The sequence below is a fragment of the Bradyrhizobium sp. AUGA SZCCT0283 genome (genome assembly GCF_018130385.1).
In the GTDB taxonomy this organism is placed as follows: Bacteria; Pseudomonadota; Alphaproteobacteria; order Rhizobiales; family Xanthobacteraceae; genus Bradyrhizobium.
Window position 1 is genome coordinate 79,072 of the sequence record NZ_JAFCLU010000009.1, and the last position, 24,429, is coordinate 103,500.

Annotated in this window: 26 protein-coding genes and 1 pseudogene; 11 read left to right on the top strand and 16 right to left on the bottom strand. The window is 61.5% G+C overall.

Annotated elements, in window-relative coordinates; all coding sequences use genetic code 11:
* Positions 1–33: 33 nt before the first annotated feature.
* Positions 34–750 (bottom strand): hypothetical protein, encoded by a 717-nt coding sequence (locus tag JQ624_RS14770; RefSeq protein ID WP_212419627.1) that lies wholly within the window; start codon positions 748–750, stop codon positions 34–36.
* A 153-nt stretch (positions 751–903) separates the two neighbouring features.
* On the opposite strand from JQ624_RS14770, the gene JQ624_RS14775 reads away from it, so the two are divergent.
* Together JQ624_RS14775 and JQ624_RS39700 are read left to right on the top strand one after the other, a co-directional pair.
* Positions 904–1,398 carry a helix-turn-helix domain-containing protein gene (locus JQ624_RS14775; RefSeq protein WP_212419628.1) on the top strand — a complete coding sequence of 165 codons (495 nt, stop codon included), beginning with the start codon at positions 904–906 and terminating at the stop codon, positions 1,396–1,398.
* A 197-nt stretch (positions 1,399–1,595) separates the two neighbouring features.
* Positions 1,596–1,997, top strand: coding sequence for a VOC family protein (locus JQ624_RS39700; protein ID WP_409334331.1), 402 nt, complete (start codon positions 1,596–1,598; stop codon positions 1,995–1,997).
* Between the two features lie 12 nt (positions 1,998–2,009).
* Here the strand turns inward: JQ624_RS39700 and JQ624_RS14780 are convergent, their stop codons facing one another.
* Positions 2,010–2,627, bottom strand: a complete 618-nt coding sequence (locus JQ624_RS14780; protein ID WP_212419629.1) for a TetR/AcrR family transcriptional regulator — start codon at positions 2,625–2,627, stop codon at positions 2,010–2,012.
* A 72-nt stretch (positions 2,628–2,699) separates the two neighbouring features.
* Between JQ624_RS14780 and JQ624_RS14785 the strand changes: the two genes are divergently transcribed.
* The 3 genes from JQ624_RS14785 (at position 2,700) to JQ624_RS14795 (ending at position 4,899) form a co-directional block, all read left to right on the top strand.
* Positions 2,700–3,176, top strand: coding sequence for a peroxiredoxin family protein (locus JQ624_RS14785; protein WP_212419630.1), 477 nt, complete (start codon positions 2,700–2,702; stop codon positions 3,174–3,176).
* 32 nt (positions 3,177–3,208) lie between these two features.
* Positions 3,209–3,892, top strand: a complete 684-nt coding sequence (locus tag JQ624_RS14790) for an SDR family NAD(P)-dependent oxidoreductase (RefSeq protein WP_212419631.1) — start codon at positions 3,209–3,211, stop codon at positions 3,890–3,892.
* Between the two features lie 80 nt (positions 3,893–3,972).
* On the top strand, positions 3,973–4,899 hold the full coding sequence (locus tag JQ624_RS14795; protein ID WP_212419632.1) for a DMT family transporter: 927 nt from the start codon (positions 3,973–3,975) through the stop codon (positions 4,897–4,899).
* 110 nt (positions 4,900–5,009) lie between these two features.
* Here the strand turns inward: JQ624_RS14795 and JQ624_RS14800 are convergent, their stop codons facing one another.
* The 3 genes from JQ624_RS14800 to JQ624_RS14810 all read right to left on the bottom strand — a co-directional run bounded on the left by JQ624_RS14800 (position 5,010) and on the right by JQ624_RS14810 (position 7,201).
* A complete protein-coding gene (locus tag JQ624_RS14800; RefSeq protein WP_212419761.1) occupies positions 5,010–5,399 on the bottom strand; it encodes a DUF1348 family protein in 390 nt (129 codons plus the stop codon).
* A gap of 172 nt (positions 5,400–5,571) precedes the next feature.
* Complete coding sequence (locus JQ624_RS14805; RefSeq protein ID WP_212419633.1) at positions 5,572–6,570, bottom strand: alpha/beta fold hydrolase; 999 nt, start codon at positions 6,568–6,570, stop codon at positions 5,572–5,574.
* Between the two features lie 82 nt (positions 6,571–6,652).
* A complete protein-coding gene (locus tag JQ624_RS14810; protein ID WP_212419634.1) occupies positions 6,653–7,201 on the bottom strand; it encodes a carboxymuconolactone decarboxylase family protein in 549 nt (182 codons plus the stop codon).
* A 120-nt stretch (positions 7,202–7,321) separates the two neighbouring features.
* On the opposite strand from JQ624_RS14810, the gene JQ624_RS14815 reads away from it, so the two are divergent.
* Positions 7,322–8,242 (top strand): LysR family transcriptional regulator, encoded by a 921-nt coding sequence (locus JQ624_RS14815; RefSeq protein ID WP_212419635.1) that lies wholly within the window; start codon positions 7,322–7,324, stop codon positions 8,240–8,242.
* 333 nt (positions 8,243–8,575) lie between these two features.
* Here the strand turns inward: JQ624_RS14815 and JQ624_RS14820 are convergent, their stop codons facing one another.
* Both JQ624_RS14820 and JQ624_RS14825 read right to left on the bottom strand, forming a co-directional pair.
* Positions 8,576–9,994 (bottom strand): ATP-binding protein, encoded by a 1,419-nt coding sequence (locus JQ624_RS14820; RefSeq protein WP_212419636.1) that lies wholly within the window; start codon positions 9,992–9,994, stop codon positions 8,576–8,578.
* Positions 9,991–10,656, bottom strand: coding sequence for a response regulator transcription factor (locus JQ624_RS14825; RefSeq protein WP_212419637.1), 666 nt, complete (start codon positions 10,654–10,656; stop codon positions 9,991–9,993). Before JQ624_RS14825 ends, JQ624_RS14820 begins: the two co-directional genes overlap by 4 nt.
* A 104-nt stretch (positions 10,657–10,760) precedes the next feature.
* Here JQ624_RS14825 and dsbD point away from each other — a divergent pair, with 104 nt between their 5' ends.
* From dsbD to JQ624_RS14850, 5 genes are all read left to right on the top strand, one after another.
* Entirely contained in the window at positions 10,761–12,572 is a 1,812-nt protein-coding gene (gene dsbD, locus JQ624_RS14830; protein ID WP_212419638.1) for a protein-disulfide reductase DsbD, read from the top strand.
* A 24-nt stretch (positions 12,573–12,596) separates the two neighbouring features.
* On the top strand, positions 12,597–13,226 hold the full coding sequence (locus JQ624_RS14835; protein ID WP_212419639.1) for a DsbA family protein: 630 nt from the start codon (positions 12,597–12,599) through the stop codon (positions 13,224–13,226).
* Positions 13,227–13,258: 32 nt separating this feature from the next.
* On the top strand, positions 13,259–13,924 hold the full coding sequence (locus JQ624_RS14840) for a L,D-transpeptidase (RefSeq protein WP_212419640.1): 666 nt from the start codon (positions 13,259–13,261) through the stop codon (positions 13,922–13,924).
* Positions 13,925–13,997: 73 nt separating this feature from the next.
* Positions 13,998–14,519, top strand: a complete 522-nt coding sequence (locus JQ624_RS14845) for a DoxX family protein (protein ID WP_212419641.1) — start codon at positions 13,998–14,000, stop codon at positions 14,517–14,519.
* A 131-nt stretch (positions 14,520–14,650) separates the two neighbouring features.
* Complete coding sequence (locus tag JQ624_RS14850; RefSeq protein WP_283816921.1) at positions 14,651–15,286, top strand: NrsF family protein; 636 nt, start codon at positions 14,651–14,653, stop codon at positions 15,284–15,286.
* 602 nt (positions 15,287–15,888) lie between these two features.
* On the opposite strand, the gene JQ624_RS39310 is transcribed toward JQ624_RS14850, so the two are convergent.
* From JQ624_RS39310 to JQ624_RS14885, 9 genes and pseudogenes are all read right to left on the bottom strand, one after another.
* Entirely contained in the window at positions 15,889–16,023 is a 135-nt protein-coding gene (locus JQ624_RS39310) for a hypothetical protein (RefSeq protein WP_283816922.1), read from the bottom strand.
* Between the two features lie 143 nt (positions 16,024–16,166).
* Positions 16,167–16,271: pseudogene (locus tag JQ624_RS39705) on the bottom strand (3'-5' exonuclease); the annotation flags it as partial.
* Between the two features lie 50 nt (positions 16,272–16,321).
* Entirely contained in the window at positions 16,322–16,699 is a 378-nt protein-coding gene (locus JQ624_RS14855; RefSeq protein WP_212419643.1) for a hypothetical protein, read from the bottom strand.
* Between the two features lie 40 nt (positions 16,700–16,739).
* Positions 16,740–18,092 (bottom strand): HAMP domain-containing sensor histidine kinase, encoded by a 1,353-nt coding sequence (locus JQ624_RS14860; RefSeq protein ID WP_212419644.1) that lies wholly within the window; start codon positions 18,090–18,092, stop codon positions 16,740–16,742.
* Positions 18,093–18,096: 4 nt separating this feature from the next.
* Positions 18,097–18,750, bottom strand: coding sequence for a response regulator transcription factor (locus tag JQ624_RS14865; protein WP_212419762.1), 654 nt, complete (start codon positions 18,748–18,750; stop codon positions 18,097–18,099).
* A gap of 42 nt (positions 18,751–18,792) precedes the next feature.
* On the bottom strand, positions 18,793–20,097 hold the full coding sequence (gene ccmI / locus JQ624_RS14870) for a c-type cytochrome biogenesis protein CcmI (protein ID WP_212419645.1): 1,305 nt from the start codon (positions 20,095–20,097) through the stop codon (positions 18,793–18,795).
* Positions 20,094–20,609: a cytochrome c-type biogenesis protein gene (locus JQ624_RS14875; RefSeq protein WP_212419646.1), complete on the bottom strand. Its 516-nt coding sequence runs from the start codon at positions 20,607–20,609 to the stop codon at positions 20,094–20,096. The genes ccmI and JQ624_RS14875 overlap by 4 nt, the downstream gene beginning before the upstream one ends.
* A gap of 9 nt (positions 20,610–20,618) precedes the next feature.
* Complete coding sequence (locus JQ624_RS14880) at positions 20,619–22,604, bottom strand: heme lyase CcmF/NrfE family subunit (protein ID WP_212419647.1); 1,986 nt, start codon at positions 22,602–22,604, stop codon at positions 20,619–20,621.
* A 301-nt stretch (positions 22,605–22,905) separates the two neighbouring features.
* Positions 22,906–24,426, bottom strand: a complete 1,521-nt coding sequence (locus JQ624_RS14885; protein WP_249129807.1) for an ankyrin repeat domain-containing protein — start codon at positions 24,424–24,426, stop codon at positions 22,906–22,908.
* Between the last annotated feature and the right edge of the window lie 3 nt (positions 24,427–24,429).

Sequence of the window (24,429 nt, forward strand, 5' to 3'; positions counted from 1 at the left end):
TCCTGATTACGGCACGCTGGCCGCCGTACTTCTTTATGAGAGCCGGATATCGGCAATATCGATCGCGACCACAACAGCTTCGGTGATCGCGGTGCCATCGGCTCCTCGACGATAAGCGCGCCGCTTGGTCGCGATCCTGACGCCGTCAAAATCCCGATACTCGGACATGTAGTGCGCCATCGGAATCCTGCCGGTGACGACCGCGCCGTAGTCGACGCGTGAGATCAGGCCGTCACAATCGACGTGAAACACCTGTTCGGGACAATGCGTCGCGACCGCGTCCGGAAACGTCACCTTGAGCCGACGCCGCCTTTCGCTTGGTTCGTCCCACGGCTCGATCTCTTCCGTTTTGAATCCCGGCAACTGGAAGAGGAACGGCGAATTTAGATAGTTCCAGATCGCGTAACCTGAAAAATAGGCGAGATGCAGATCATCCCAGGCGGTCTCGACCGTGTGGCCTTCAAAGGCGGCGCGTGGATTTGCCCTGCTCTTGATGGGCTTGCCATTCGAGGTCTCGATGGCGACGGCCTCGGGATGATAGACGCTGCGCCAGTCCGGCTTGGTGAACGGCTGATAGCTGACCCGCTGAGCGCCGGTATCGGCCGTGACGTAAACCTGCTTCAGGGCATCGGGCCAACCTTTTCTGGCCCAAAGCATTCCGGTGATAGACATATAGCCTTCGATCGTCCTAGCCGATTTCCAGCGTGTGACACCGTGAGCGTCGAGGACAAGGTCGCGCAGTTCGCTCATATCCATTGTCCTCCCATTGTGCGTTTAACAACTCTAATAATAAGAGTGACTGGAAGGCAAGTGAATTCTTGCATGAAAATTCCCGGTCTGGCCTTGGATAGCGGGCCAGGCGAGTTTACTCTGGTAATAAGAGTTATTCGGAGGTCCACACAGATGCGCTCGAAGAGTTTTGAGGGAATGGCTTGTTCGATCGCCGGGGTGCTCGATGCCGTCGGCGATCGCTGGGCAGTTCTGATCTTGCGCGACCTGTCGCTGGGTTTGAGCAAATACGAGGATTTGAGAAAGTCGACTGATGTTACCCATGCCACCTTGTCCGACCGCCTCAAGCATCTTGAAGAAAATGAACTGATCGAGCGGCGGCAGTATCAGTCGGGTCCCGATCGTTACGAGTACCTCCTGACCCGAAAGGGCAGGGACGTCATCCTCGTCGTTCAGGCGCTTGCCCAGGTCGGGGACAAATGGGGAATTACCGGGGACGCCGGCCCCCCTCTCAAATTCATCAACAAGAACAGCGGACGCCAGGTGAAGCTGGCGCTCGTGGATGAGAAGTCAGCCGAGGTGGTCCGCATGAGGGATGTTCGGCCTCAGGCCGGCCCAGGCGCCGACGATCTGGTGAGGTGGCGACTGACCAAGTTCGATCAACGATGATTTCTTTCCCGCTGCATGGGGAAAGCGCGACGAGGTATGAGGGGCGCCTCTCCCGGTCAGGATGTAGACCGTCGCAATGGCGGCTTCCCGCTCGGTCGGATGCTGTTGCAGAACCGCAAGCAGCTTGCCGAACTGGATGACCTGGTTCACCCAAAAGATGTTCTGCTCGAGCCCGCTGGTGACTGTGGAGTTGAGCCCTGTCAGGCCCGGCAGCTCGAGATGGCCTTGGCCTACAGGATCTCTATCGCTTCGAGGACCATGATGGGTTTGATGGCGTCATGCTTGGCGTTCCGGGGCAGGCGTATCACTTTGAATTTACCCGTGCACACGGACATGATGCGAGAGCGCCAAACGACAACCTCGTGGCTTTCTACATTCCCGATTGCGCTGATTGGCATGCAGCGGTCGTACGGATGAAACAGCACGGCTATGCGCCGGTTCGGTCCTTCAATCCCTTTTGGGACAAGGATGGGGTAACGTTTGAAGATTGTGATGGGGTATCGGGTGGTACTTCAGAATTCTGCCTGGAAACCCTGAATAACATTAGTGGAAGGGGCGGTTTGCTCTCTCACATAACGACGTCTGGTGGCTTCATTTAGGATTGCCTCGAGTCACTTCAGACGTGAAGCAACCTGATCGATAGCCATATCGAGCGCCAGTTCAAGAGGCCGAGTGGAGCGCGTGGTCTGAGCCAGCAGTAGGCCTCCTTGCAGTGCTGCCAGTACGGCGGTGGCGAGATCGGCTAGGTCAACACTCGACTTGCTTCCAGATCGGTCGCGCATCGCTTTGAAGCCCGCGATGAGATACGCCTCCCAACGTGCGAAACTTTCCGCAAGTTGCGCGCGCGGTTTTGGAGATTCGGCCAACTCTGAGACCAGCGATCCGAGCGGGCAACCACCCGCGCATTGGCTTTCCCGAGACAACTCCACAACGGCGTCCCGCCATCGACGCAGACCGGCAAGGGATGTCAGTCCGCGCAACATCGACTCCTGTGCAGCAAGCACGCATTCGGTCTGCCGTTGGATCACCGCGAGCACCAGGTCATCCTTGTCCGCGAAGTAATGGTAGAGCTGAGACTTGCTCGCCTTGCTGGCCGCGAGAACCGCGTCCACGCTGGTGCTCGCAACTCCGTGAGCTCGCATCAGATCAGCCGCAGCCTCAACGATGCGTGCCTTAGTTGCCGTTCCGCGAGCCGTTCGCGGCCGTTCAGCTGCAATGCTTCCCGCCATGGTGATCACCCTATTTGACAACGGACGGTTTTGCAAGCAGACTGGACTAATCGGTCCAGTAGGAGAATCCATATGTCAGCACTACAGAACGGCAACACTTTTCCTTCCCTCACCATTGATGCCGTAGGCGGCGGCACCATTTCGCTGCCCGGCGATCTGGCAGGCTCGTACGGTGTGGTTCTCATTTACCGTGGTTCGTGGTGCCCCTACTGCAACGCGCAGCTTGCGGCGTTCTCTCGCGCGAGCGCAAAGTTCGCCGAACTCGGCATCAAGGTCGTTGCTCTATCGGTCGATGACCGCGCGACCTCCGCCGCGCTGGTAGAAAAGCGCGATTTGAACTTTCCGATAGGATATGGCGCCAACGCAGATTCGGTCGCGGCGGCGACCGGCGCTTACACCAACGATAATCCGCGCTACCTGCAATCCACCGGCTTCGTCCTCGATCCGGACGGCAAGGTGATCACCGGCGTGTACTCCACTGCGGCAATCGGCAGGCTCGTCGCCGACGATGTCGCCGGTTTCGTCAGCTATGTGAAATCCAAGAAGTGACCGGGTGCTTGCTGGCAAGGGGAGGAAAATCGATGAGTGAAAAGCAGATTGCTGTCGTGGTGGGCGCAGGGCCCGGACTCGGCAATGCGCTGGTCCGGCGATGTGCTGCGGCGGGCATGAACGTGGCCGCAGTCTCGCGCAAGAGGCGGCCGCCCGAGATGATCGAAGATCGCAACCTCGTTCGCGGCTACGCTTGCGACGCGACGGTGGGTGTCGAGGTCACCAGCATGTTCGAGCGGGTTACCGCGGAGCTCGGTACCCCCGATCTGGTGGTGTACAATGTAGGAACCTGGGATCGTGCCGGCATTCTCGATATTTCCGACCAACTGTTCGAACGGGCCTGGCGTACCGGCTGCTTCGGCGGCTTTCTTGTCGGTCGGGAAGCTGTCAGGACGATGCTGCCGCGTGAACGCGGCACCATCATCTTTAGCGGCGCGACCGGGTCGATCCGCGGGGGTGCCGGCTTTGCGGCCTTTGCCGTCCCAAAGTTCGGTCTTCGCGCCCTGGCTCAGAGTATGGCCCGCGAATTCGGTCCAAGAGGCCTTCATATCGTCCACGTGATCATCGACGGCATGATTGGTCAGGAGGACGGCGCAGAATCCGACGACGTTCTGGCCCCGGGTGCGATCGCGGAGGCCTATTTCCAGCTTTACCGGCAACAACGCAGCGCCTGGACGCACGAGATCGATGTGCGGCCGGTCGGCGAAAAGTTCTAATCGACCATTCGCACCATCGGACATGCTCGGACTGACTCGGCAGCTCGACCCCTTCGGAGCATAAATTGGAATCTGCATTCATGACTGCTGCAAGGTTTGGCGGTGATACAAATCGTCACCGATGGCTGCTAATTTTCCTCATTCTGATTTGGGCCATCAGTTGGCCGGTGATCAAGGTTGGGGTAACAGCCGTGCCTGCGATTTGGTTTGGGTGTCTACGTTACATGATTGCGGCCTTTTGCCTGTTTGCTCTTGTTGCCCTGCGGCGACAGCTGGCTTTTCCGTCGAGATCGGATTGGTCACTCATTGCCGTTTCAGGCGCCCTGCAGATGGCTGCATATTCCGCACTGACAGGTCTCGCACTGACCATACTTCCGCCCGGACGTGCTTCCGTCCTCGCCTTTTCCACCCCGATTTGGGTTGTCCCTTTGGCGGCGTGGTGGCTTCACGAACGCATTTCACAGCTCGCCATGTTTGGCGTGGCGGTCGGATTGTCGGGCGTCTTTGTAATTGCGGCGCCCTCCCTCCATGTGGAAGGAAAAGATCAGATCGCCGCGTACGGCATGCTTATGGGCGCGGCCGCTGCTTGGGCAATCTCTATCGTCTTCGTCCGCTCGCATCGCTTTGCTGCGACAACCCTTGCACTGGCTCCCTGGCAGATGCTGGTGGCGGCGGCTCTCCTTCTGCCGTTGGCACTGGGTATAGAGGGCTCGCCGCCGCCAATTGGAGCAAGTGGCGCAGCATCGCTCGCATATGTTGGTCCGATCGCGACTGCTTTCGCCTATTGGGCGGTCGTGGAAGTCGGTCGCCACTTTCAGGCAGGTACGATATCCATGGCGCTGTTGGCAACTCCAAGCCTTGGCATTCTGATCTCCGCTCTTACGCTGGGAGAAGCCGTCGGTGCCTCGCTGATCGCAGGTGTCGTCTTAATCGCAGCGGGAATCCGGTTGGCGACGAGCACGTCCGACCGCCAGGTGCAGTCCCACCAGAGAGTATGTGACAGATAGCGTCCATCTTGACGGACCATTGGGGCGGGCTACCATTTCCAATGCTGGAGCACGGTCGCGCCAGACCGTTGGGCAGGGGTCCGCATTGCATTTCCAATAGTCCAGTTCGTCTAGCCCAGGATGTCATCCGGCCGGTGGCCAAGCAGCCAAGCGAAATTTGCGATCGACGTCGGCGATGGGGTGCTCGTTGATCTCGCAATACGGCGTTCCATCAGCCCGCCTGCGTCGAACTGCCAGTTCTCGTTGCCGTAAGCGCGAAACCAATGGCCGCTGTCATCAGGATATTCATAGGCGAAGCGAACGGCAATGCGGTTATCCGCGTGGGTCCATACTTCCTTGATCAGGCGGTAATCGAGTTCTGTCGACCATTTTCGTTCAAGGAACGCCTCGATCGCATCGCGGCCGTTGATGAACTTCGCCGGATTTCGCCACTGGCTGTCGGGCGTATAGGCGAGTGCGACCCGGGCCGGATCTCGGCTGTTCCAGGCGTCTTCGGCCAGCTTGGCTTTCTGCGCGGCGGTACGATCGTCGAACGGGGAGGTGAGGGCGGCTCATGTCGATACTCCTGTCGCTTGCAGTCAGGTTGAAGGACGACGATCGGCCGCCATGAGATGGTTGGCGACCGTCGCTGTCGTTTTCCTTTGTGGCTGCCTCGCGGCCTGCGTTGACTGGCTACTTCCTCGGTTTCACGTTCTTGTCGTAAAAAGTAACGATGTGGTCAGCGATGTAGGGCAGATTGTCTTCGGTGGCGAAGTGGCCTGCGTTCAGTCGGTGCATTTCTGCCTTAGGAAGGTCCATCAAATAGGACTCGCCGCCTTCCGGGGTGAAGAATGGGTCGTGCTCGCCCCAGAAGATAAGCGTCTTCGGCTGGTGATCGCGCAGAAACTTCTGCCATTGCGGGTACAGTTCTACGTTGGTCCGATAGTCATAGAACAAGTCAAGATTCAACCGCAACCCGTTTGGCTTGCGCATGAAGCCATCGTCTGATTCCCAGGCATCCTGGCTGATCAACTCAGGGTGGGCCGCACCTGCAAGATAGACACCCTTAATGCCGTCGTGTGTGTTGAAGGCTGCGAGCGGCGCTTCGGTCTCAGCGGAACGGTTGACCCACAGCGCCTTTCGGAATGCGTCCCAAGCGGGCGTTAAGCCGCTTTCGTATGCATTGGTATTTTGGATGATCATCCAATCAAGCGCCCGAGGGTTGCGTCCGATGATCCGGAAGCCCACCGGCCCGCCATAATCTTGCATGAAGAGGCCGTAGTGGTCGAAGCCTTTCGCTGCGAGAAACTTCTCCATCGTCACGGAAATGGCCTCGAACGAATAATGATAGGTCGCCGGGTCCGGCCGGTCGCTATTACCAAAGCCCTGGTAGTCCGGGGCAATCACGTGGAAGCGAGGTGCGAGTGCGACGATGAGATCACGATATTGATGCGATGACGACGGCCAGCCGTGCAGCAGCACGAGTTTCGGGTTCTTCGGATCGCCGGCTTCGCGGTAGGCGATATTGAGCTCGTCGACGTTTATCGTACCGTACTTGACCTGGGTAGCGGCGACGGCGGTCGTTGTTGGAGTGATTGCGGTCGTCCCGCGCGCGGGAGCGATCGCTACGAGGTTGGTAGTGGAAATCGCGCCGGCGAATAAGGCCGCAAACAAGCGAGAGCTGATTGTCATGGTCTGGTTGCTCTGTGATTGGAGATGAGTGGGTGTCGGTGGGGATGCCGACAGCCAGTTGCGTCGTTTGCCGAGAGCCCGTTCAGGCAGCTCGGGCCTCGACGACGGGAAAGTCGATGTCGGTCTTGAACACTTCGTTGAAATAATTGGTCCAGGTGTTCAGTGCGACGTGCAGGACGATCTCGATCACCTGCGCGTCGGTGTAACCGGCGAGTTTCATAGCCGAGAGCTCCGCTTCTGCGACATGTCCACGGGCGCGTGCCACCTTGGCGGCGAAGCGGACCGCAGCATCAGCCTTTGGGTCGTTCGATGCGCCGTTGCGGTTTGCAGTAATCTCGCCGTCATCGAGACGAGCGACGTTCTTTCCGAGATAGGTGTGTGCGGACAGGCAGTAGCTGCAGCCGTTCACTTCGGCGACGGCAAGCGCGATACGCTCGCGGGTTGCGGCTGGCAGTGCGCCTTTGCCGAGCGCGCCGGAAAGGCCAAGATATCCCTCGAGGGCCTGCGGGCTGGTCGAGATCAGGCGGAACATATTCGGTACAAGGCCGAGCTGCTTGTTAACGGCTTCAAGCAGCGGTTGTGACTTTTCAGGTGCTTCGGCGATCGTGGCGGGGGTCGGGATACGGGACATGGGGTGGCTCCCTTGTGAGTGGTTAAGCCTAATTGGCGAATGCGCGGAACCTAGTTTCTTCCATTTTTGGGAAATAGACGCTATTTTCTAGAACCAACATTCCATTTTATGGAAGCATCTATGGATCGATTCGATGCAATGGCCACCCTGGTCGCGACGGTGGACGGCGGCAGCCTTTCGGCAGCGTCACGGGCGCTGGGCATGCCATTGGCCACGGTCAGCCGAAAAATCTCAGAACTCGAAAGTCTCTTGCGTACTCAACTCGTCGTCCGGACCAGTCGCAAGCTTGTCCTCACCGAGGCCGGACAGGCCTATGTCGCGGCGAGCCGGCGCATTCTCGATGAGATCGAAGATGCCGAACGTGCTGCCTCGGGCGAGTATCGTGCGCCGCGCGGCCATCTGACCATCACAGCATCGGTCATGTTCGGTCGGTTGCACGTTGAGCCTGTCGTGCTCGAATTCCTGAAGGCATATCCCGATATCAATGCGCGACTGGTGCTGGCGGATCACGTCGTTAATCTGGTCGATGATCAGGTAGACGTCGCCATCCGGGTCGGACTGTTGCCGGACAGCAGAATGATCGCAACGCGTCTGGGGGAGGTTGGCTGGGTGACCTGTGCGAGCCCGCAATACCTGGAGGCGAATGGCACGCCGGAAACGCCTGCAGAACTTGAGAAGCATGATTGCATCATGTTCGAAGGCGTCTATTCAAACAATCTCTGGAGTTTTGGCCGCGGGAAAGAGTCCATCTTTTTGCCAGTCCGTCCGCGCTTTTCCGTAAATACGGCGGACGCCGCAATCGCGGCTGCGATGGCCTCGGCCGGCATTACCCATGTATTGTCTTATCAAGTCGCCGACGCTGTTGCCTCCGGCGCGCTTCGCTTGATCTTGCGTCCATTCGAGCCGAAGCTTCTACCGGTGCACATCATCTACGCCGGGCAATCGCTAATGCCCTTAAAGCTGCGTGCGTTTCTCGACTTCTCCGCCCCCCGGCTCAAGGCCTCGATCCCCGAATTCGGTTTGCCTGTCCACGTAGGGTAGGTCGTTTTCCAGGAATTAGAGGGCTCGACGAACGAGCGACTATGATCCGCTGACGACGCGATACACGCGTGCGTTTCCCTCAACACCACGAAGCGGGGCCTCGAACTCGACGACTTTATGGCTCGTGAGCAGATGACTGACCCCTGGAGCGGTACACTGGCATCCTCGATCTCGAGAATCTGCAAATGGCCGACGAGTAGGTCACCGTCGTGGGCGACCAGCACCTCGCCGCGCGTGATGTAAGCGGCGATCTGGGCCTGGGAATCGTCGGCCAGTGCAAAAAGAGGCAGCAGCAGGTTGCGATCTTCGCCGTAGTGGCCAATGCCCATGGGGTTACGCTGGAGAGAGATACGGGCCGAACCGTTTGAAGTCGGATCGATGCGCATCCGTCAACGAAGGCTGCATTTCACCGTCTTGTACGATCCCCCAAACGATTTGCGCACGCAGGCCCCGCGCATCGCTCCGGTTTTGCAGGACCAATCGTGCGCCGCTGGCGCGAAGCGCGAGATCGACGATCGACAGCCCTAACCCACTTCCGAGCGGGCTCTTGTTGCGGCCGCGGAAGAAGCGGTTCGTTACCAGCGAGATCTCATCGTCCGGGATACCGGGACCGTCGTCATCGATATAGACAGCCAAGGTGTCGGAACCTTTCTTCATCGACCATCGAATGATGCCTGGCTCAAGCATGTGGCAGACTGCGTTCTCATGCAAATTGCGAATGGCAACCAGAAGCAGCTCCCTGTTCGCCGTGACCACGGTGCTTTTCAGCGCGGGATCAAATCCGACTTGTGCCTTGCTGTCCGATGCCGGTAGAGCATCGATGACTTCCTCAATCAGGTCTCCGATGTTGACGTTGGATCGCTTGGCGTCGTGGGTGGAGTCGACCTTTGCCATCGCCAGCAATTGACGGACCATCCGCGTGGTCCGATCGACGGCTACTACGATCTGGCGCAGTGCTGCCTCGCGAATGCCGCCGTCGCTCGCCACCATCGCGATCTGCGCTTGCGTGCGCAGGCCGGCCAGCGGCGTGCGAAGCTCGTGCGCCGCAAACGCCGTTAGCTCCCGTTCATGCCGCATGGCGTCGCGGAGCTTCCGGAAGAGATGGTCGAGCGCATCCACGACGGGTTGGATTTCACCTGGAATCTTTCCGGTCGCGACCGGGCGCATGTCGTCGGCATTGCGGTGTGCAAGTTCGCGCGCCAGCGCCTGCAAGGGGCGAAGGCCGCGGCTGAGGCTTGCCCAGATGAGCAGGCCAAGCAGCGGAATAGTGAGGAGCAGGGGCGCAAGCAGACCCTTAATGATCTCTTCCACTAGGTGAGCCCGCAGTCCCAGACGATCGCCCACCGACACCCGGATGCCCTTGGCGGTATCTTCCGCGGTATAGACGCGCCATGTTTCTCCCTTGATCATCCGCTGTGAAAAGCCGGCACGCTTTTCGCCCAGGCTTTCGTCCGGCGCACCGCTCGAGCGGGCCACCAAGCGGCCGTCGAGCGACCATATCTGGCAGGACAATTGGCGTTCATAACTCATTATTTCGGGCGCCTGTTCTGAATCGCCTTCCGTCTGCGCCGGGCCAACGCCGTTGCCCGAGGCGAGCGACAGCACCATGCGCGCAGCTTCCTGAAGTCGCGCGTCGAGCACACTTTCGATTTCGCGCGTGGCGCCAATATAGATCCAGCAGGTGGCGACGAGCCAGATCAGGCTGGTGGCGGTAACGAGGATCAGGAACAGTCTGCCCTTCAGTGAATTCATGATGCGATGGGCCTCATGCGGTAGCCGATCCCGCGCAGGGTTTCGATTTTGGCTCGCCCGATTTTGCTACGCAGCTTATGCACGTGCACTTCGACGGTGTTGCTTTCGACCTCCTCTTGCCAGCCGTAGAGTTTTGCCTCCAGATCGCTCTTTGACAGCACCGTGCCTGGCCTGTCCATCAGCGCCGCAAGGACCGCGAATTCGCGCCGCGACAGGCCAATGCACTCTCCGTTGACGGCCGCTGTCAGCCGCGCGGGATTGAGCGTCACGCCATTGTAAGTGGCCTGCGGTGCCGCACGGCCGCTATTCCTCCGGCTGATGGCGCGTACGCGGGCGGCGAGTTCCTCAAGATCGAACGGCTTGCCGAGATAATCATCCGCACCGGCATCCAGCCCCCTGACGCGGTCGGGAACCTCATCAAGCGCGGTCAGCAATAGCACCGGCGTTCGGTCACCGCGGGAACGCAGCGCGGCTAACAGATCGAGGCCCGATCCGTCCGGCAACATCAAATCGAGCACCAGCGCATCGAACGCGTCGGCCGCGAGCGCGGCGTGACCGTCGGCGCAACTGGAGACGATATCGAGCGTCGCGCCGTACAGCCCGAGACCGATCTTCAGGCCGTCGGACAGCACCGGGTCATCCTCAACAACCAAAATTCGCATGGAAGCCGCTCCTCGTCGTGACTTCCGCGTCGGCCTCTAGCCTTAAGGCTGGCTTAAGGTCGCGCGGTCACATGGGCCGCCGGATCGCTCACAGAAGGTACCCCATGCCCTACGTTCGCATTCTCGGTTTTGTTACTTTGTTGCTGAGGCTGATGGCGGCTGCCGGTCCAGTTTTGGCCGCGACGCCGATGCCGGCCGATCAGGCCTTCCAGCTCCGCGCCCAACTCGACGAGGAGAAGGGGATCGAGCTGACCTGGACGATCGCTCCGGGCTATTACCTGTACCGCGACAAGATCGTGGTCACGCTTGATGGCCAGCGAGTCAGGATCGCCACGGAGAAAGGCCAGCCCAAGGATGATCCGAATTTCGGCATGACCGAGGTCTATCACGCGGGTACCACGGCGACGGTTCCGGCGGAACTGTTGCCGGAGAAAGGCCGCATCATCGTCACCTATCAGGGCTGCGGCGAAAACACGATCTGTTATCCGCCGATCGCAAAGACGGTTGATATGGCGACATTGCTGATCGCAGTGGCGCCCGAAGATAACGAAGCCGTGAACCGGCCCGGAAACGGCAGCAGCGCAGCGGACATTTCGACATGGGGTCCGTCCCCGGCCGATGGAGCAGGCGCAGAGTCGGGCATGCTCGGGGGCAGCCTATTGACTATAGTTCTGGCCTTTCTGGGTTTCGGCCTGCTGTTGTCGTTCACGCCCTGCGTATTTCCGATGATCCCAATTCTTTCGGGCATGCTGGCGCGGTCGGGCAGCCGCCTTTCCTTGACACGCAGCTTCGCTCTGTCTGCGTCCTACGTGGTGGCGATGGCTGCGGCCTACGGCACGCTCGGGATCTTCGTGGCCTGGTCGGGTGAAAACCTGCAGACCGTATTGCAGACGCCACTCGCCGTCCTTGGCATGAGCGCGCTGTTCTTGGCGCTCGCGCTGTCGATGTTTGGGCTGTATGAATTGCAGTTGCCGCAATCCTGGACCGCGAGGCTCGCGACCAGTGCGGGTAATAGAGGTTCGATCGGCGGCGCCGCGTTGCTCGGTTTTGGCTCGGCGCTGATCGTCGGTCCTTGTGTAACGCCGCCGCTGGCGGCAGCGCTGGTGGTTGCACAGACCGGGGCGGTCGCTCGCGGCTCGCTGGCGTTGTTCGCGCTTGGCCTCGGCATGGGGCTGCCGTTGATCGCCTTCGGCGTGCTCGGCGCCCGGGTGCTGCCGCGTTCCGGCGCGTGGCTCGCGCGCGTAAAGCATATTTTCGGTTTCGTTTTTGTCGGGCTCGCGATCTGGATGGCTTCGCGGGTCCTGCCCGTCGCGCTCACGGCCACCGCGTGGGGCGCCCTGTTCATCGCAATCGGGCTTTACTTCGACGTCCTCGCGCTGTTCGAGGAGCCGCGGTGGCGATCAGCCAGTCTCGCCAGGGCAGGTGCCGCCGTGCTGGCGCTGTTTTATGGATGCGTCCTGCTCATCGGTGCGGCGCTCTCCGACTACGGACCCTTGCAGCCACTGATCTCCATCGGCGCGGTCGCCTCTTCAGCGGATGCCGGCAGCACCGAAGGTTTCCAGGTGGTTTCCAACGAGGCCGACCTCGACAAGGCGATTGACCTCGGTCGCCGGCAGGGCCGCGGCATCATGGTCGACTTCTCTGCCGATTGGTGCACCGAGTGCCGGCTGATGGAGCGGAACATCTTCGCCAAGGATGAGGTGCGGCAGCAGCTTCGCGGCATGCTCCTGATTCGTGCCGACCTCACCCATTACGACCTGTCGAGCAAAAACTTGATGCAACGTTTCGCGGTGGTCGGGCCGCCCACGGTGGTGTTCCTCAATCCCGACGGCAGCGAAATCAAGGATGCCCGCGTGGTCGGCGACATCGGCGTTGACAATTTCCTCAACAAGGTCGCCAAGGCCTGGCGCGCCTAAATCCAGTTCATGGAGAGATGACAGATGACCTCTTCGATATCCCGGGCCGGCTTTTTGCGGCTGGCGGCCCTGTCGCTGTTTGTGGTCCCGGCGCAGACGCGCGCCGACGACAACGAAATCACGCGTGACATGATCCTGAACGATCCCGATGCGCCGACGGCTGGAAACCCCAATGGCGATCTCACCATCGTGGATTTCTTCGACTACAACTGTCCCTACTGCAAGAAGGCCGCCACGAGTCTGGAAAAGCTGGTCAAGGCTGACGGCAATATCCGCCTCGTCTACAAGGACTGGCCGATTCTGCACGAGACCTCGATCGTTGGCGCCCGGCTGGCGCTGGCAGCCAAATACCAGGACCAGTATTTGCCGGTCCACCACGCGTTGATGGACATTCCGGGCTACGGCATCTCGCAGGAACAGATGCTCGATGCCGTTCGCAAGACCGGCGTCGATCAGACCCGGCTGGATGCCGATATTGCAGCGCATGCCGACGACATCCTGCGTCTGATCAAGCGCAATCTGAACATTGCTGAAGCGATCGGCCTACAGGGCACGCCCGGATTTCTGGTCGGCGCTTACAAGGTGAACCAGGCGCTGAGCTATGAAGGGTTCGTGCGGGTCGTGGCCGATGCTCGCGCGCGGGCCAAAAAATAGACGACAGCGTCAATTCCCGGAAAACAGCAATCATGATCAGTTCGCCTTCTCAAGGGGCGCGGCGTTTGTTCGCCGCGTCGACACTCTTACTCGGCCTTGCCGGCTGTTCGGTGACGGACGAGGGGCTCCGCACCGTCGAATTCTCAGGCCCGCAATCTCCGGCCATGATGCATTATGCCTCGCGAGGCTCCGAAAGATTTCCTGTCGACGCCGTCGATACCTCGCATATCGACAGGCAATTCCTCAAGCAGATGGTCGACTATCGCGCGCCGTATCCGCCGGGAACGGTCGTGGTCGATCCGCACCGACGCTTTCTCTATCTGGTTCAGAAGGGAAGTAAGGCCATCCGTTACGGCGTCGGGGTTGGCCGAGAAGGCCTGGCCTTTGCGGGTACGGGCACGGTGCAGGAAAAGCGCGAGTGGCCGCACTGGACACCGACGCCGGCCATGATCGCCCGCGAGCCGAAGCGATACGCGAAGTGGGCAAGGGGCATGGACGGCGGCGTCGGCAACCCGCTCGGCGCGCGGGCGCTCTATCTGTTCAAGGACAGCAAGGACACCCGCTACCGCATCCACGGCACCACCGAGCCCGACAGCATCGGCAAGGCGGTCTCCTCCGGCTGCATCCGCATGATGAACCAGGACGTCATCGATCTGTATGGCCGGGTGCCGCTCGGCGCCAAGGTCGTCGTGCTCTAATGCATTTAAGGTTGGTTTAAGCTGACGCGTCTAAGTGCGCGATATCAGTCAACACAGGATTGGAAAACAGCTGATGCTCGCGATGACATCGTCTTCCCGCAAGGCTTCCGACGCGTTCGCCGCTTGGGCGCCATTGCCGATCCGGCTTGCGGTCGGCTACGGCTTCGTGGCGCACGGCTATGCCAAGCTGTCGCGCGGACCTGAGACCTTCGCGGTGGTGCTGCACACGCTCGGGGTACCCGATCCGCTGTTTGCCGCGTGGGCGGCAACCTTGACCGAGCTCATTGGCGGTGCGGCGGTCATGGCGGGCATGCTGATTCCCTGGGTCAGCATCCCTATGGTGGTCGTTCTCCTCACCGCGCTGATCACCGTGCACCTTCCTTACGGGTTCTTTTCGGTCAAATTCGCGGAAGTCACCGAAACCGGAATCAAATTCGGGTCGGTCGGCTATGAAATCCTGCTGCTTTATCTTGCGGGTCTGGTGGCGTTGGTGCTTGGCGGGCCTGGCGAGTTGTCGCTGGAGCGCTGGCTCGAACGGCGCCGGGATCGCGAGCAGGAGCAGCAGACGCTGCAATCGCTCGCCCGCAAGCCTTAATCAACGTGAGGCGATCCTTCGGGCCCGCGTAACATCGGCGACGACTGCGACGAAGTAATAGATGGGGATGTCATGGGTTAGTTTCGTTAGTGGCGCGATTTGCAGCGTGCCTGCTCTGTGGGATATCGGCGATGACGACGGACGATCTCATTCGGGCTTTGGTTGCCGACGGATATGTCGGGCGAAAGCCCCGGGCGGTTCTCTTGATTGCATTGCTGCCCGCGACGGCCTTCGTTGCAATTCTTTTCTTCACGCGAATTGGATTTCGCGAGGATATCGATGCCGCGCTACGCACGGTGCGATTTCAGTTCAAATTCGCCGTGATCGTGCCGCTCGCGCTCGTGGCCCTAGGCGCACTGTTCCGCAGCGCGGGACCGGTCTTCGCGCTGGGCTGGTGGGCGAGATTATTGCCGCTTCCGCTGCTTCTGCTGTCCGCGGGCGTTGCCGCAGAATTGCTGTCAATCCCGCGATCGGATTGGATGGTCCGGCTGATCGGTTCTAACGCCGTGAACTGCATGACGCTCATTCCGCAGCTCGCCAGTGGTCCGCTGGTAATCTTCATCACCGCGCTGAAGAGCGGCGCACCGGCGCATCCGGGATTGAGCGGTGCAATGGCGGGGCTTGGTGCGGGCACCTTGGCTGCCGTATTCTACGCCACGAACTGCTTTGACGACAGCCCGCTGTTCGTTATCACCTGGTATCCGCTGGCCCTTCTCGCGGTCGTATCTGCTGGCTATTTTGCAGGACTTTGCTCCTTGCGATGGTGACGTCAGGTCACGGCCTAATCCGCCCCGGCAGCAGGCCCGACACGGTGTCGGGCCTGACTGGCGATCGCGCAGGCGACCGCGCAGGTCAACCCAGACTAAATAATTCAGTGCCTGAAAACGTAATTGAGATGGTTGCAGGTCCCCGGAACAACTGAAAAGCTTCGCTCGAAAGCCTATTTCTGCATGAAGTGCCAACCCCGGAATAACCCCGATTACATCAGGAACGAACGCACATAGCCGGGGTCGAATGAAGCCAAGACTCTTGACTTTTCAGCACTATGCGGCGCGATAACCGGGTTCGGGACGCAGGGGTCGCAGGTTCGAATCCTGCCACTCCGACCATTCTTTCAAGTACTTATAGTTTCGATGTTTTTCGTGCGCAATGAAATGCGCAACGATTTGAGGCACGGCAGCCATGCCCATCGATCTTAAGGCGTACGCGAATAGCCTTTAGAAACAAATCGAGCAAGATTCGCGACGACCTTGTGTCGCTCGAAGCCGGGAAGCGCGAGGGAAATGGCTTTGGTGCGACGTCGCGCAGGACACGAAATCCTCTCCCGGCCTACAAGCTGAATTGGCGGCACGCGGCGAGTAGGGTCAGCTCAGCGCCTTCCCCTAAACGCCTCCGCAGCCTCTTCCTGGAAGTCAGGGTGGTGATGTCCGTAGTTGGCCTCCAGTTGCTCAACCGTCATTCCGAGCCAGCCGGCGGCTTCCCACATGTCAACGCCCGATTGCATCAGCCAGGTTGCTGCTGTGTGCGCAGTGAGTGTCGGACCACGTCGTCGCCCAGCCCGGCATCCTCTAAAATGCCTTCCCAGGCTGATCGGATCTTGCCGGCGATCGGCTGGCCATCATGCATGCGGTTCACGACGAACCGGATTCCGTGTTTTCGCCATTCCACCTCGGTTGCCGAACAAGCCCACGACTTTGGCTCGAACAATGGCCAATAGCGCTCGGCAAACTTGCGGTCGAAATTTGCGTTATGATGCAGGAGCCATCGTGCAGGCGAGCGCGTCAGGGGAGGAGCGGACGTACTCAATCCTTGAGTGCGTCGCCGGTGACAAGGATTAGGTCGCAGCGGAAATCATTGGCGGACTTGCCACTCGCATCTTCGATCCGGTGATAACAGGCGTTGTTACCGAACGGGCGGTTCTCGAACTTGCCGTTCGTGTCCTGGACGACCTCGGCGGGGACCTTCTTGCCGAGAAAATTGAACAGGACCTTCGCTTTCTCCGCGTTGCACGACAATACCACGGCGCCACCGGCATCCTCGACCGAGCCGGCTCCCATCGCCTCCCTGACGCAATCGCTGAGGCCCGCGAGCGTCAGGTCCTTGGCGCCCACTTCGGCACGCGCCGGATGCGAGAGCGCGACGGCGGACAGAAGACAGGTCAGGCTGATCAGGTTTTTCATCGGGGCAGTCCATCATCGTTGGGTGGGAAAGGGCTTCGGTTCAGGCCGGTGCTGGTATCCGCTTGCTGATCGTCAGCTTCACGGCGGCGCCACCGAAGCGCGACTGCTCGATCCACAGGCGTCCGTCATAGAGCGCGACCAGATCACGGGCGATCGCAAGGCCAAGTCCGGTGCCGGGCTTGAGTTCGTCGAGCCGCGCGCCGACCTCGAAGACACGTTCGCGATGCTCCTCCGGGATTCCCGGTCCGTCGTCCTCGACGGACATGCACACGCTGGCGCCGAGATCCTGGCTTGCGACAACGACCTGCTGGCGAGACCATTTCGCCGCGTTATCGACGAGATTGCCGATAATCTCGGTGAGGTCATTGGGATCGCAGGCAACCGTGTGATCAAGGGGGCCTTCGACCTCGAAGCTTCGCTGATGACCGGCGTTCAACTTGCTGTAGGCGTTGATCACGGTGTGCACGATCTCCGCAAGAGCGGCCGAGGTGCCGGCGTTGTTCATCGCGGATGCCCGCGCGCGCGCGGTCTGGTAGTCGATTATCAGGACCATGCGCGCGCATTGCTCGTGCAGCACGCGGGCCGTCTCGGTGTGCCCTTGACACTCCAGTTGTCGGGCTTCCATCGTCAGGATCGCCAGCGGCATCTTCAGTGCGTGGGCCAGATTGCCGGCGTGAATGCGTGAGCGCTCGACCATCGCGAGATTGGCGCTGATCATGCCGTTGAGTTCCTTGACGAGCGGCATCACCTCGTTGGGCAGGTCGTCCGGCAGGTGAGTCACGGTCCCCGAACGCACCGCCGAAACCGCGTCGCGGATGCGGGCGAGGGGACGTAGTCCGAATGCTACCTGGGCATAGGCGGTCCCGATCATCCCGAATGCCATCAGGCCGAGCGACGTGGCCAGCACCATGTGCAAATGGCTCATCTCGTCGCTGATCAGTCGTTCGTCGGCTCCGATCCGGATCTCGACCGGTTCCTTGAGGTGACGGCCCTGGACGACGCGCCGGAGCATACGCATCGTCCCGGTGGGACCGTTGACGCTGGCAGCCGCGGGGCTGTCGCCGTCGGGTCCGGCGGGAAGCTCAAGATCGGCGTCCAGCGAGGGCGACCGGATCATTTCGCCGCCGGGCAGATGGACCTGCCAGTAGTGGCCGGAGCGAGCGGCGAAATACCGCGGATCGCTGAAATCGCGCGCCAAAAACGGCCTCCCGTTAGAATTGATTTCAACCAGGCTGCTGAGCTCGCGGGCGTGATCCTGCAGGTCATGGTCGAAGTGCGATGCGACGAGGTTGCGAAATACGCCGGACAGCAGCAGTCCGCTGGCCACGAGCGCAAACGAGATCCAGATCGCTGCGCAGGTGATCATTCGGGCGCGGAAATTCCGGCGCAGCATGGGCTCATCCGATCCGGTAGCCCATGCCCCGGATCGTGCGGATCGTTTCGCGCCCCAGCTTCTTGCGAAGCCGGGCGACGTAGACCTCCACCACGTTTGAGTCACGGCCATGGTTGAACGAGTAGACGTGTTCGAGCAGTTCCTTCTGGGAGACGATGCGGTCGGAGTGGCGCATCAGCAGATCCAGCATGCGCAATTCAAGTGCGGTGAGTTCGACGGGCACACCGTTCTTGGTCACCGTCCCCGCGGCCGCATCGATCTCGATGTCACGGCGCCGGCGCATCGTTTCCGACTGGCCGGACGAGCGACGCAGCAACGATCGGAGGCGGGCCACAAGCTCCTGCGCCTGGAACGGCTTCTCGAGGTAATCGTCGGCACCCGCATTCAGTCCGTTGACCCGTTCGGCCCAGCCGCTCCGTCCGGACAGGATCAGGACGGGCAGCTTGCGACCCTCGCTGCGCCAGCGCCGGAGCACAGCGAGTCCCGAGACGTGCGGAAGCCCGATGTCCAGTATCGCCGCGTCATAGCTTTCGGTGCTGCCCATCAGCCATCCCTTGGTGCCATCGGTGGCAAGATCCGCGTCGAAGCCCGCCTCCGCCAGGTTTGCCCTGATCCGCTGCGCATAGGCCGTCTCGTCTTCAATCAGGAGTATGCGAATGGCCGTCACTCCCCTGTCATGCTGTCATCGGTTCGTTCGAGATCATGGCGCGATCCCGAGTTGCTTCGCAGCATCCGCGATCCGCGTCCGCTCGCCGGACTCCTCGGCGAAGACCGCGAGCGCACGCTGCAGCGAGGCTTTCGCCTGCTCCGTTTCGCCGAGCACGACCCGGGAGCGGATCAGCTTGATCCAGCCTTCGGCATCGCGCGGCGATTGCTCCAGCCGCGCCGCCAGCCCATCGACCATGTTGCGGATCATTGCGCTGCGATCCTGCGGAGCCATGGTCTCGGCGTTTCGTACGTCCTGCGCAGACGGGCCGCGCGCGCCAGCTGCCTCGGCCGGCGGAGCAACCGGGGACGTGGACGATCGCAGCAGCTCTTGCATGGCTTCGGCAGACAGCTTCGGTTTCGACGCGGCGACTTCGCCGGCATCGGCTCGAATGGTCTTGAGCCTCTGACGGAGATCGGGCAGCCACGGCTCGCTTGGATCGGCCTCGGCGACGACCGCTTGCCAGTCCGCGGCCGCGCCATCCTTGTCGCCGTCCTGCTCCTTCGCCAGCCCCATGAAGAATCGTGCCCGTGCATTCCTCGGATCACTCTTCAGCGTCTCTTCGAATTCTTTGCGTGCGTCAGTGGTGACGACGTCGCCCGCGTCACGCACCAGGGCCTCTCCCCGCGCGCTGCGATACTCGGCGAAGTCGGGCCTCAGCTCGACGGCCCGTGCATACGCCTTGGCTGCATCTGCGAACCGCTCGATGTTGAAGTAGGACCAGCCGAGCAGCCGCCAGCCATCGGCGTCTTGCGGATTTTTCTGCAGCCGGTTCTGGACCCGCTGGATCATCTCCTCGACGGGCGGAAGTGTGCTCGATGATTGCGCGGCGCCGCGTGAGGCTTCCGGGGCGGCGGTCGTGGACGGTTGAACCAAGCCCTGCGTCGCGATCGATCGGGTGGCAAAAGCGGGCCGCTGGCTGATGGCCTGCGGAGTGGCTGACGGAAGATCCGGGCTCCCGATGACGGCATAAAGAGCCACGGAACCGAACACGACGATCGAGGTGACGGCGACCAGCGCGAATTTGCGCTCGGACCCGGCGAGCCAGGTGTCGGGCGTGTCCTCGGCGCGATTGACCGCGATGATCCGGCGCTTGATCTCGAGCCCTGCGCTCTCGGCCTGCGCCTGATCGATCAGGCCCTGGGCGGCCTCGGTCTCGATCTCCCTGAGTTGATCGCGATAGACCGCGATCTGTCCGGCCGCGGCCAGCCGCGTCCGCTCATAGCGTCGGATGAAGGGGGCCGAGAGGAGAACCGCGGCCGCGGAAATCATGGCAGTGCAGATGAGCCAGAGCGTCATGCGGAGTTCCGTTTGTCGAGGATCGCCTCGACCAGTTTGAGTTCGTTGTCATCCAGCGGTGCGGCTGTCGTCGCCACCGCTGCATTGGTTGCCGAGCGCCGAATGTACCGGCCGAAGCCCAGGCTTGCTGCGATCAGGACCAGGAATGGTCCGACCCAGAGCATCAACGTGTTGAGCTGCATCGGCGGTTTCAGCAGAACGAAGTTGCCGTACCGCGCAACGATGAAATCCATGGCAGCGCTGTCGTTGTCACCGGCCTGCAGGCGGTCGCGCAGCAGCACGCGGAGATCACGGGCCAGCGGCGCGTTGGAATCGTCGATGCTCTGGTTCTGGCAGACCACGCAGCGAAGTTCCCGGCTAAGATTGCGTGCGCGGGCCTCGAGTGCCGGATCCTTCAGTATCTCGTCCGGCTGTACCGCGCGGGCTTGCGAGATGGCCCCGAGCAGCGCCGCTGCGACCAGCAGTGCCTTGCGAGGCCGTGATCGAGAGACACCAGAGTGTGAGATGATCATCGCGCTCTCCTATTCCGCAGGAGCGGCGAACGGGACCGGCTGCGCCGCGCGTTGCGGAGCGCCAACCCGCAGGCGGCGGTCGGCAAGCGAGACGAAGCCGCCAAGAGCCATCATCAGGGCGCCGATCCAGACCAGCGGGATGAACGGGTGGTAGTAAAAGCGAACGGCCCAGGCGCCCGCATTGTCGGGGTCACCGAGCGTGACATAAACGTTCGAGACCAGGTTCGTACGAATTCCCGCCGCCGTCGTCAGTTGCCGACGGACCGGATAGAACCTGCGTTCGCTGCTGAGTTGCGTCGAAGGCTTGCCGTTACGGGAGATATCGAAAATGGCGCGTTCAGCCTCGTAGTTCGGGCCCGGCACTTCGGCCACTGAGCGGAAGCGGACGTCATAGCCCGCCAGTTGCAGGCTCTGGCCCGGACGCAGCATTTCGATCTTCTCGCTTGCCCATGCGGTCATTCCCGTGATCCCGGCGACCGTCACGCCCATGCCGGCATGGGCGAGGACCAGGCCGTAGACCGCAAGTGGAGTCGTGCGCGCGAGCCGGAGCGTTGTTGCAAGGGGCGTGCTGCCGAGTCGCGTCCGTTGCGCGAGTACGAGCAGCGAGCCGAGGACGAGCCACACCGCGAGGCCCATGAAGAAGGCGACCAGGAAATGCTGACCGAGGGTGAAGGCGAGCAGCGCGACCGCAGTCAGGGTCGCCGCGATCGCAGCCGGCCTGAGACGGCCGAGCGCCGCGCGCAACTCGTCCCGCTTCCAGCGCAGTGCCGGACCCACCACCATCACCAGCAGCAGCGGCACCATGATCGGCACGAAGGTCATGTTGTAATAGGGCGGCCCAACCGAGATCTTGTCGTTGCCGAGCATGTCGACGACCAGCGGATAGAAGGTGCCGAGGAACACCGTTGCCACCGCGGTTGTGAGCAGCACGTTGTTGACGACAAGGCCGCTCTCGCGGCTGACCGCCGCGAACAGCGGCCCATGCTTCATCTCGGGCGCGCGGATCGCGAAGAGAGCGAGGCCGCCGCCGGTGGCGATCAGGATCAGCACCAGGATGAAGGTGCCGCGCGCCGGGTCCTGCGCGAAAGAGTGCACGCTGGTCAGTACGCCGGAGCGAACCAGGAAAGTGCCGATCAGGCTGAGCGAAAAGGTCAGGATCCCAAGCAGGATGGTCCAGCTCAGAAGCGCGTTGCGCCGTTCCACGACCAGCGCGGAGTGGAGCAGGGCGGTGCCGGCCAGCCAGGGCATGAAGGAGGCGTTCTCGACCGGGTCCCAGAACCACCAGCCGCCCCAGCCGAGCGTGTAGTAAGCCCAGGCACTGCCAAGCGTGATGCCGATGGTGAGAAAGCACCAGGCCGCGAGCACCCAGGGCCTGACCCAACGTGCCCAACTCGCATCGACCTTGCCCTCGATCAGGGCGGCGATCGAGAACGAGAATGCCATCGAGAAGCCGACATAGCCGAGATAGAGGAAGGGCGGGTGGATCGCGAGGCCCGGATCCTGCAGGATTGGGTTGAGGCCATTGCCCTCCGCCGGCGCGTCGGCGAGCCGGACGAACGGATTCGACGTCGCGACAATGAATACCAGGAAGCCGAGCCCGATCATGCCGTGAGTACCGAGCACGGTGGTCAGGAGGCGGTCAGGCAGGTTATTGCCGAACACGGCAACGGCCGCGCCGAACAGGGCCAGGATCAGGACCCACAGCAGCATGGATCCCTCGTGATTGCCCCAGACGCCCGACACCTTGTACAGCAGCGGCTTCAGCGTGTGCGAATTGGCGGCAACGACCTGGACGGAGAAGTCCGACTGCACGAACGCCGCAGTCAGGCAGGCGAATGCCAGCGCAATGAAGACGAACTGGCCGATCGCGGCATGGCGAACGAACGCCGCAATCGCCGGCTCGCGGCGGCGCAAGGCCAAGAGCGGGACGGCCGACTGCACGAGCGCAATCAGCAGAGCAATGATGAGAGCGAATGATCCCGTCTCTGCCGTCATGTCCCTTCCCGCAACGACAGCCGCGATTTATTCCCGCAAGCCGTTCTCAAGAGTTCGTGAGTTCCCGGACTGAAAGGGCGAAATGGGGCATCAATAGTACGGAAAAACGCCATTCCGCGGATTCGCCACGATTGAATTTGCGACCGCTTCGCGAATTCAAAACTACGCTTCGGATTGATTCTGTTGTTTTGCATTTGAATTTCCCGTCTTCCGGGAGACGGCATCCCCAACATTGAGAATGCCAGATGCATCCAACGCATGGCCGGCGAATGCACGCGGACCGATCGCAGCAGTCACTTGCCTATTCCAAAAGTTTGGCAACCTCGCGATGACCGCTGACCAGGGCGATTTCAGCTGCCGTCTCGCGCCGCTTGTTGCGCAAGCGCTTGTCGGCGCCGGCCTCCACCAGCATCGAGGCGATCTGGGTCCGTCCTTCATAGGCCGCCATCATCAGCGGACTTACCCCTTGGCCATTGCGGACGTTCGGGTCGACCTTGCGACGCAGAAGCTCGCGCACGACCTCCGTCAGTCCGGCGCGGACCGCGAGAATCAAAGTTGTGTTGCCGCTGGCTGTCGTCGCCTGCGGGTCGGAGCCATGATCGAGCAGGGCCAATGCTGCAGTCTCATGGCCGCTCTCGATCGCTTTCAGAAGCGGGCTCGTGCCGCCGGAGTCGGTGACATTTGGTTCTGCGCCCTGCGTCAGAAGACGTGGAATGGCATCCGCATTGCCGTGCGCGGCCGCATGCCACAGGGCCGTGCGGCCCTGTTTGTCCACCGCCTTGACGCTCTGATGATCCCACAGCAACGTCTCGACCACACGTGGCGAGCACGATGTCGCCGCCATCATCAGCATGGTCCGGCCGTCTTCGAGTGTCTGAATTGCCGACTGGTTGACCTTGAGAAGGGGAGCGATTGTCGGTTCGCTGCAACGGCTCACGGCTGCGGCCAGCGCCGTCGTGCCATCGCTCGTCGTGATCAGCGGGTCGGCGCCCCGAGCCAGCAGCTGTGTCACGATTTCGGCTTGGGCGTGACCGGCAGCGAGAATCAGCGCTGTCTGACCCTGTCGATTGCGGAGATTGGGGTTGGCGCCCGCGGCCAGCAGGAGCTCGGCGACGGCGGTCTGACCTGCTGCCGCAGCGATCATGAGCGGGCTATCGCCATCGGCGTTTGCCACATTGACGTCGACGCCCGCAGCAATGAGCAGGCGCAGCGGCGCGATCTGGGCGCGCAGTGTCGCATCAATGATTGCAGGCTGGCCGTTGCGCGATGCACTCAGCGACGATAGGTCGAGCTTCGGAGTGGCGACGGGCCGGCTGGCCGGACGCATCTCCGGCTGCCTGGGGCCGGTCGCGGCAGCACGATTGGCAATGTCGCCCAAGAGTTGTTCGGCCGGTTGGTAGCCAGCAGCAGCCGATCGCCGCAACCATTCCCGCGCCGTCTCGACATCGGAGGTCGTACCGCGTCCGGCAAGGTACATCGCAGCCAAGTTATATTGTGCGCGGACGTGTCCCTGTTCGGCGCTCTGCTTCATCCATTTGAACGCCAGCGCGTCGTTGGCCCCGGTCACGTGGCCCGAACGATACAACGAACCAAGGCGGTACTGGGCCTCGCGGTCACCGGCGCGGGCAGGCGGCTCGAGCAATTTCAGGGCCTCGCCCGGGCGACCGGCCCTGATCGCGGCGTCGGCGGCGCGGATCGCGGATGAACTGCCGCGACGGTCGGTATCGACGAATGGCGTGGAAGGGTCCGACGCTGCAGCTGAGTTCTGGGCGAAGCAAGATCCCGCCATGCTGCTCAGGCACAGTCCACCGATCAGGCTCATAGA

Coding starts and splice junctions, on each gene's coding strand:
- JQ624_RS14770 (WP_212419627.1), bottom strand. CDS start 750: ATGAGCGAACTGCGCGACCTTGTCCTCGACGCTCACGGTGTCACACGC.
- JQ624_RS14775 (WP_212419628.1), top strand. CDS start 904: ATGCGCTCGAAGAGTTTTGAGGGAATGGCTTGTTCGATCGCCGGGGTG.
- JQ624_RS14780 (WP_212419629.1), bottom strand. CDS start 2,627: ATGGCGGGAAGCATTGCAGCTGAACGGCCGCGAACGGCTCGCGGAACG.
- JQ624_RS14785 (WP_212419630.1), top strand. CDS start 2,700: ATGTCAGCACTACAGAACGGCAACACTTTTCCTTCCCTCACCATTGAT.
- JQ624_RS14790 (WP_212419631.1), top strand. CDS start 3,209: ATGAGTGAAAAGCAGATTGCTGTCGTGGTGGGCGCAGGGCCCGGACTC.
- JQ624_RS14795 (WP_212419632.1), top strand. CDS start 3,973: ATGACTGCTGCAAGGTTTGGCGGTGATACAAATCGTCACCGATGGCTG.
- JQ624_RS14805 (WP_212419633.1), bottom strand. CDS start 6,570: ATGACAATCAGCTCTCGCTTGTTTGCGGCCTTATTCGCCGGCGCGATT.
- JQ624_RS14810 (WP_212419634.1), bottom strand. CDS start 7,201: ATGTCCCGTATCCCGACCCCCGCCACGATCGCCGAAGCACCTGAAAAG.
- JQ624_RS14815 (WP_212419635.1), top strand. CDS start 7,322: ATGGATCGATTCGATGCAATGGCCACCCTGGTCGCGACGGTGGACGGC.
- JQ624_RS14820 (WP_212419636.1), bottom strand. CDS start 9,994: ATGAATTCACTGAAGGGCAGACTGTTCCTGATCCTCGTTACCGCCACC.
- JQ624_RS14825 (WP_212419637.1), bottom strand. CDS start 10,656: ATGCGAATTTTGGTTGTTGAGGATGACCCGGTGCTGTCCGACGGCCTG.
- dsbD (WP_212419638.1), top strand. CDS start 10,761: ATGCCCTACGTTCGCATTCTCGGTTTTGTTACTTTGTTGCTGAGGCTG.
- JQ624_RS14835 (WP_212419639.1), top strand. CDS start 12,597: ATGACCTCTTCGATATCCCGGGCCGGCTTTTTGCGGCTGGCGGCCCTG.
- JQ624_RS14840 (WP_212419640.1), top strand. CDS start 13,259: ATGATCAGTTCGCCTTCTCAAGGGGCGCGGCGTTTGTTCGCCGCGTCG.
- JQ624_RS14845 (WP_212419641.1), top strand. CDS start 13,998: ATGCTCGCGATGACATCGTCTTCCCGCAAGGCTTCCGACGCGTTCGCC.
- JQ624_RS14850 (WP_283816921.1), top strand. CDS start 14,651: ATGACGACGGACGATCTCATTCGGGCTTTGGTTGCCGACGGATATGTC.
- JQ624_RS39310 (WP_283816922.1), bottom strand. CDS start 16,023: ATGCAATCGGGCGTTGACATGTGGGAAGCCGCCGGCTGGCTCGGAATG.
- JQ624_RS14855 (WP_212419643.1), bottom strand. CDS start 16,699: ATGAAAAACCTGATCAGCCTGACCTGTCTTCTGTCCGCCGTCGCGCTC.
- JQ624_RS14860 (WP_212419644.1), bottom strand. CDS start 18,092: ATGCTGCGCCGGAATTTCCGCGCCCGAATGATCACCTGCGCAGCGATC.
- ccmI (WP_212419645.1), bottom strand. CDS start 20,097: ATGACGCTCTGGCTCATCTGCACTGCCATGATTTCCGCGGCCGCGGTT.
- JQ624_RS14875 (WP_212419646.1), bottom strand. CDS start 20,609: ATGATCATCTCACACTCTGGTGTCTCTCGATCACGGCCTCGCAAGGCA.
- JQ624_RS14880 (WP_212419647.1), bottom strand. CDS start 22,604: ATGACGGCAGAGACGGGATCATTCGCTCTCATCATTGCTCTGCTGATT.
- JQ624_RS14885 (WP_249129807.1), bottom strand. CDS start 24,426: ATGAGCCTGATCGGTGGACTGTGCCTGAGCAGCATGGCGGGATCTTGC.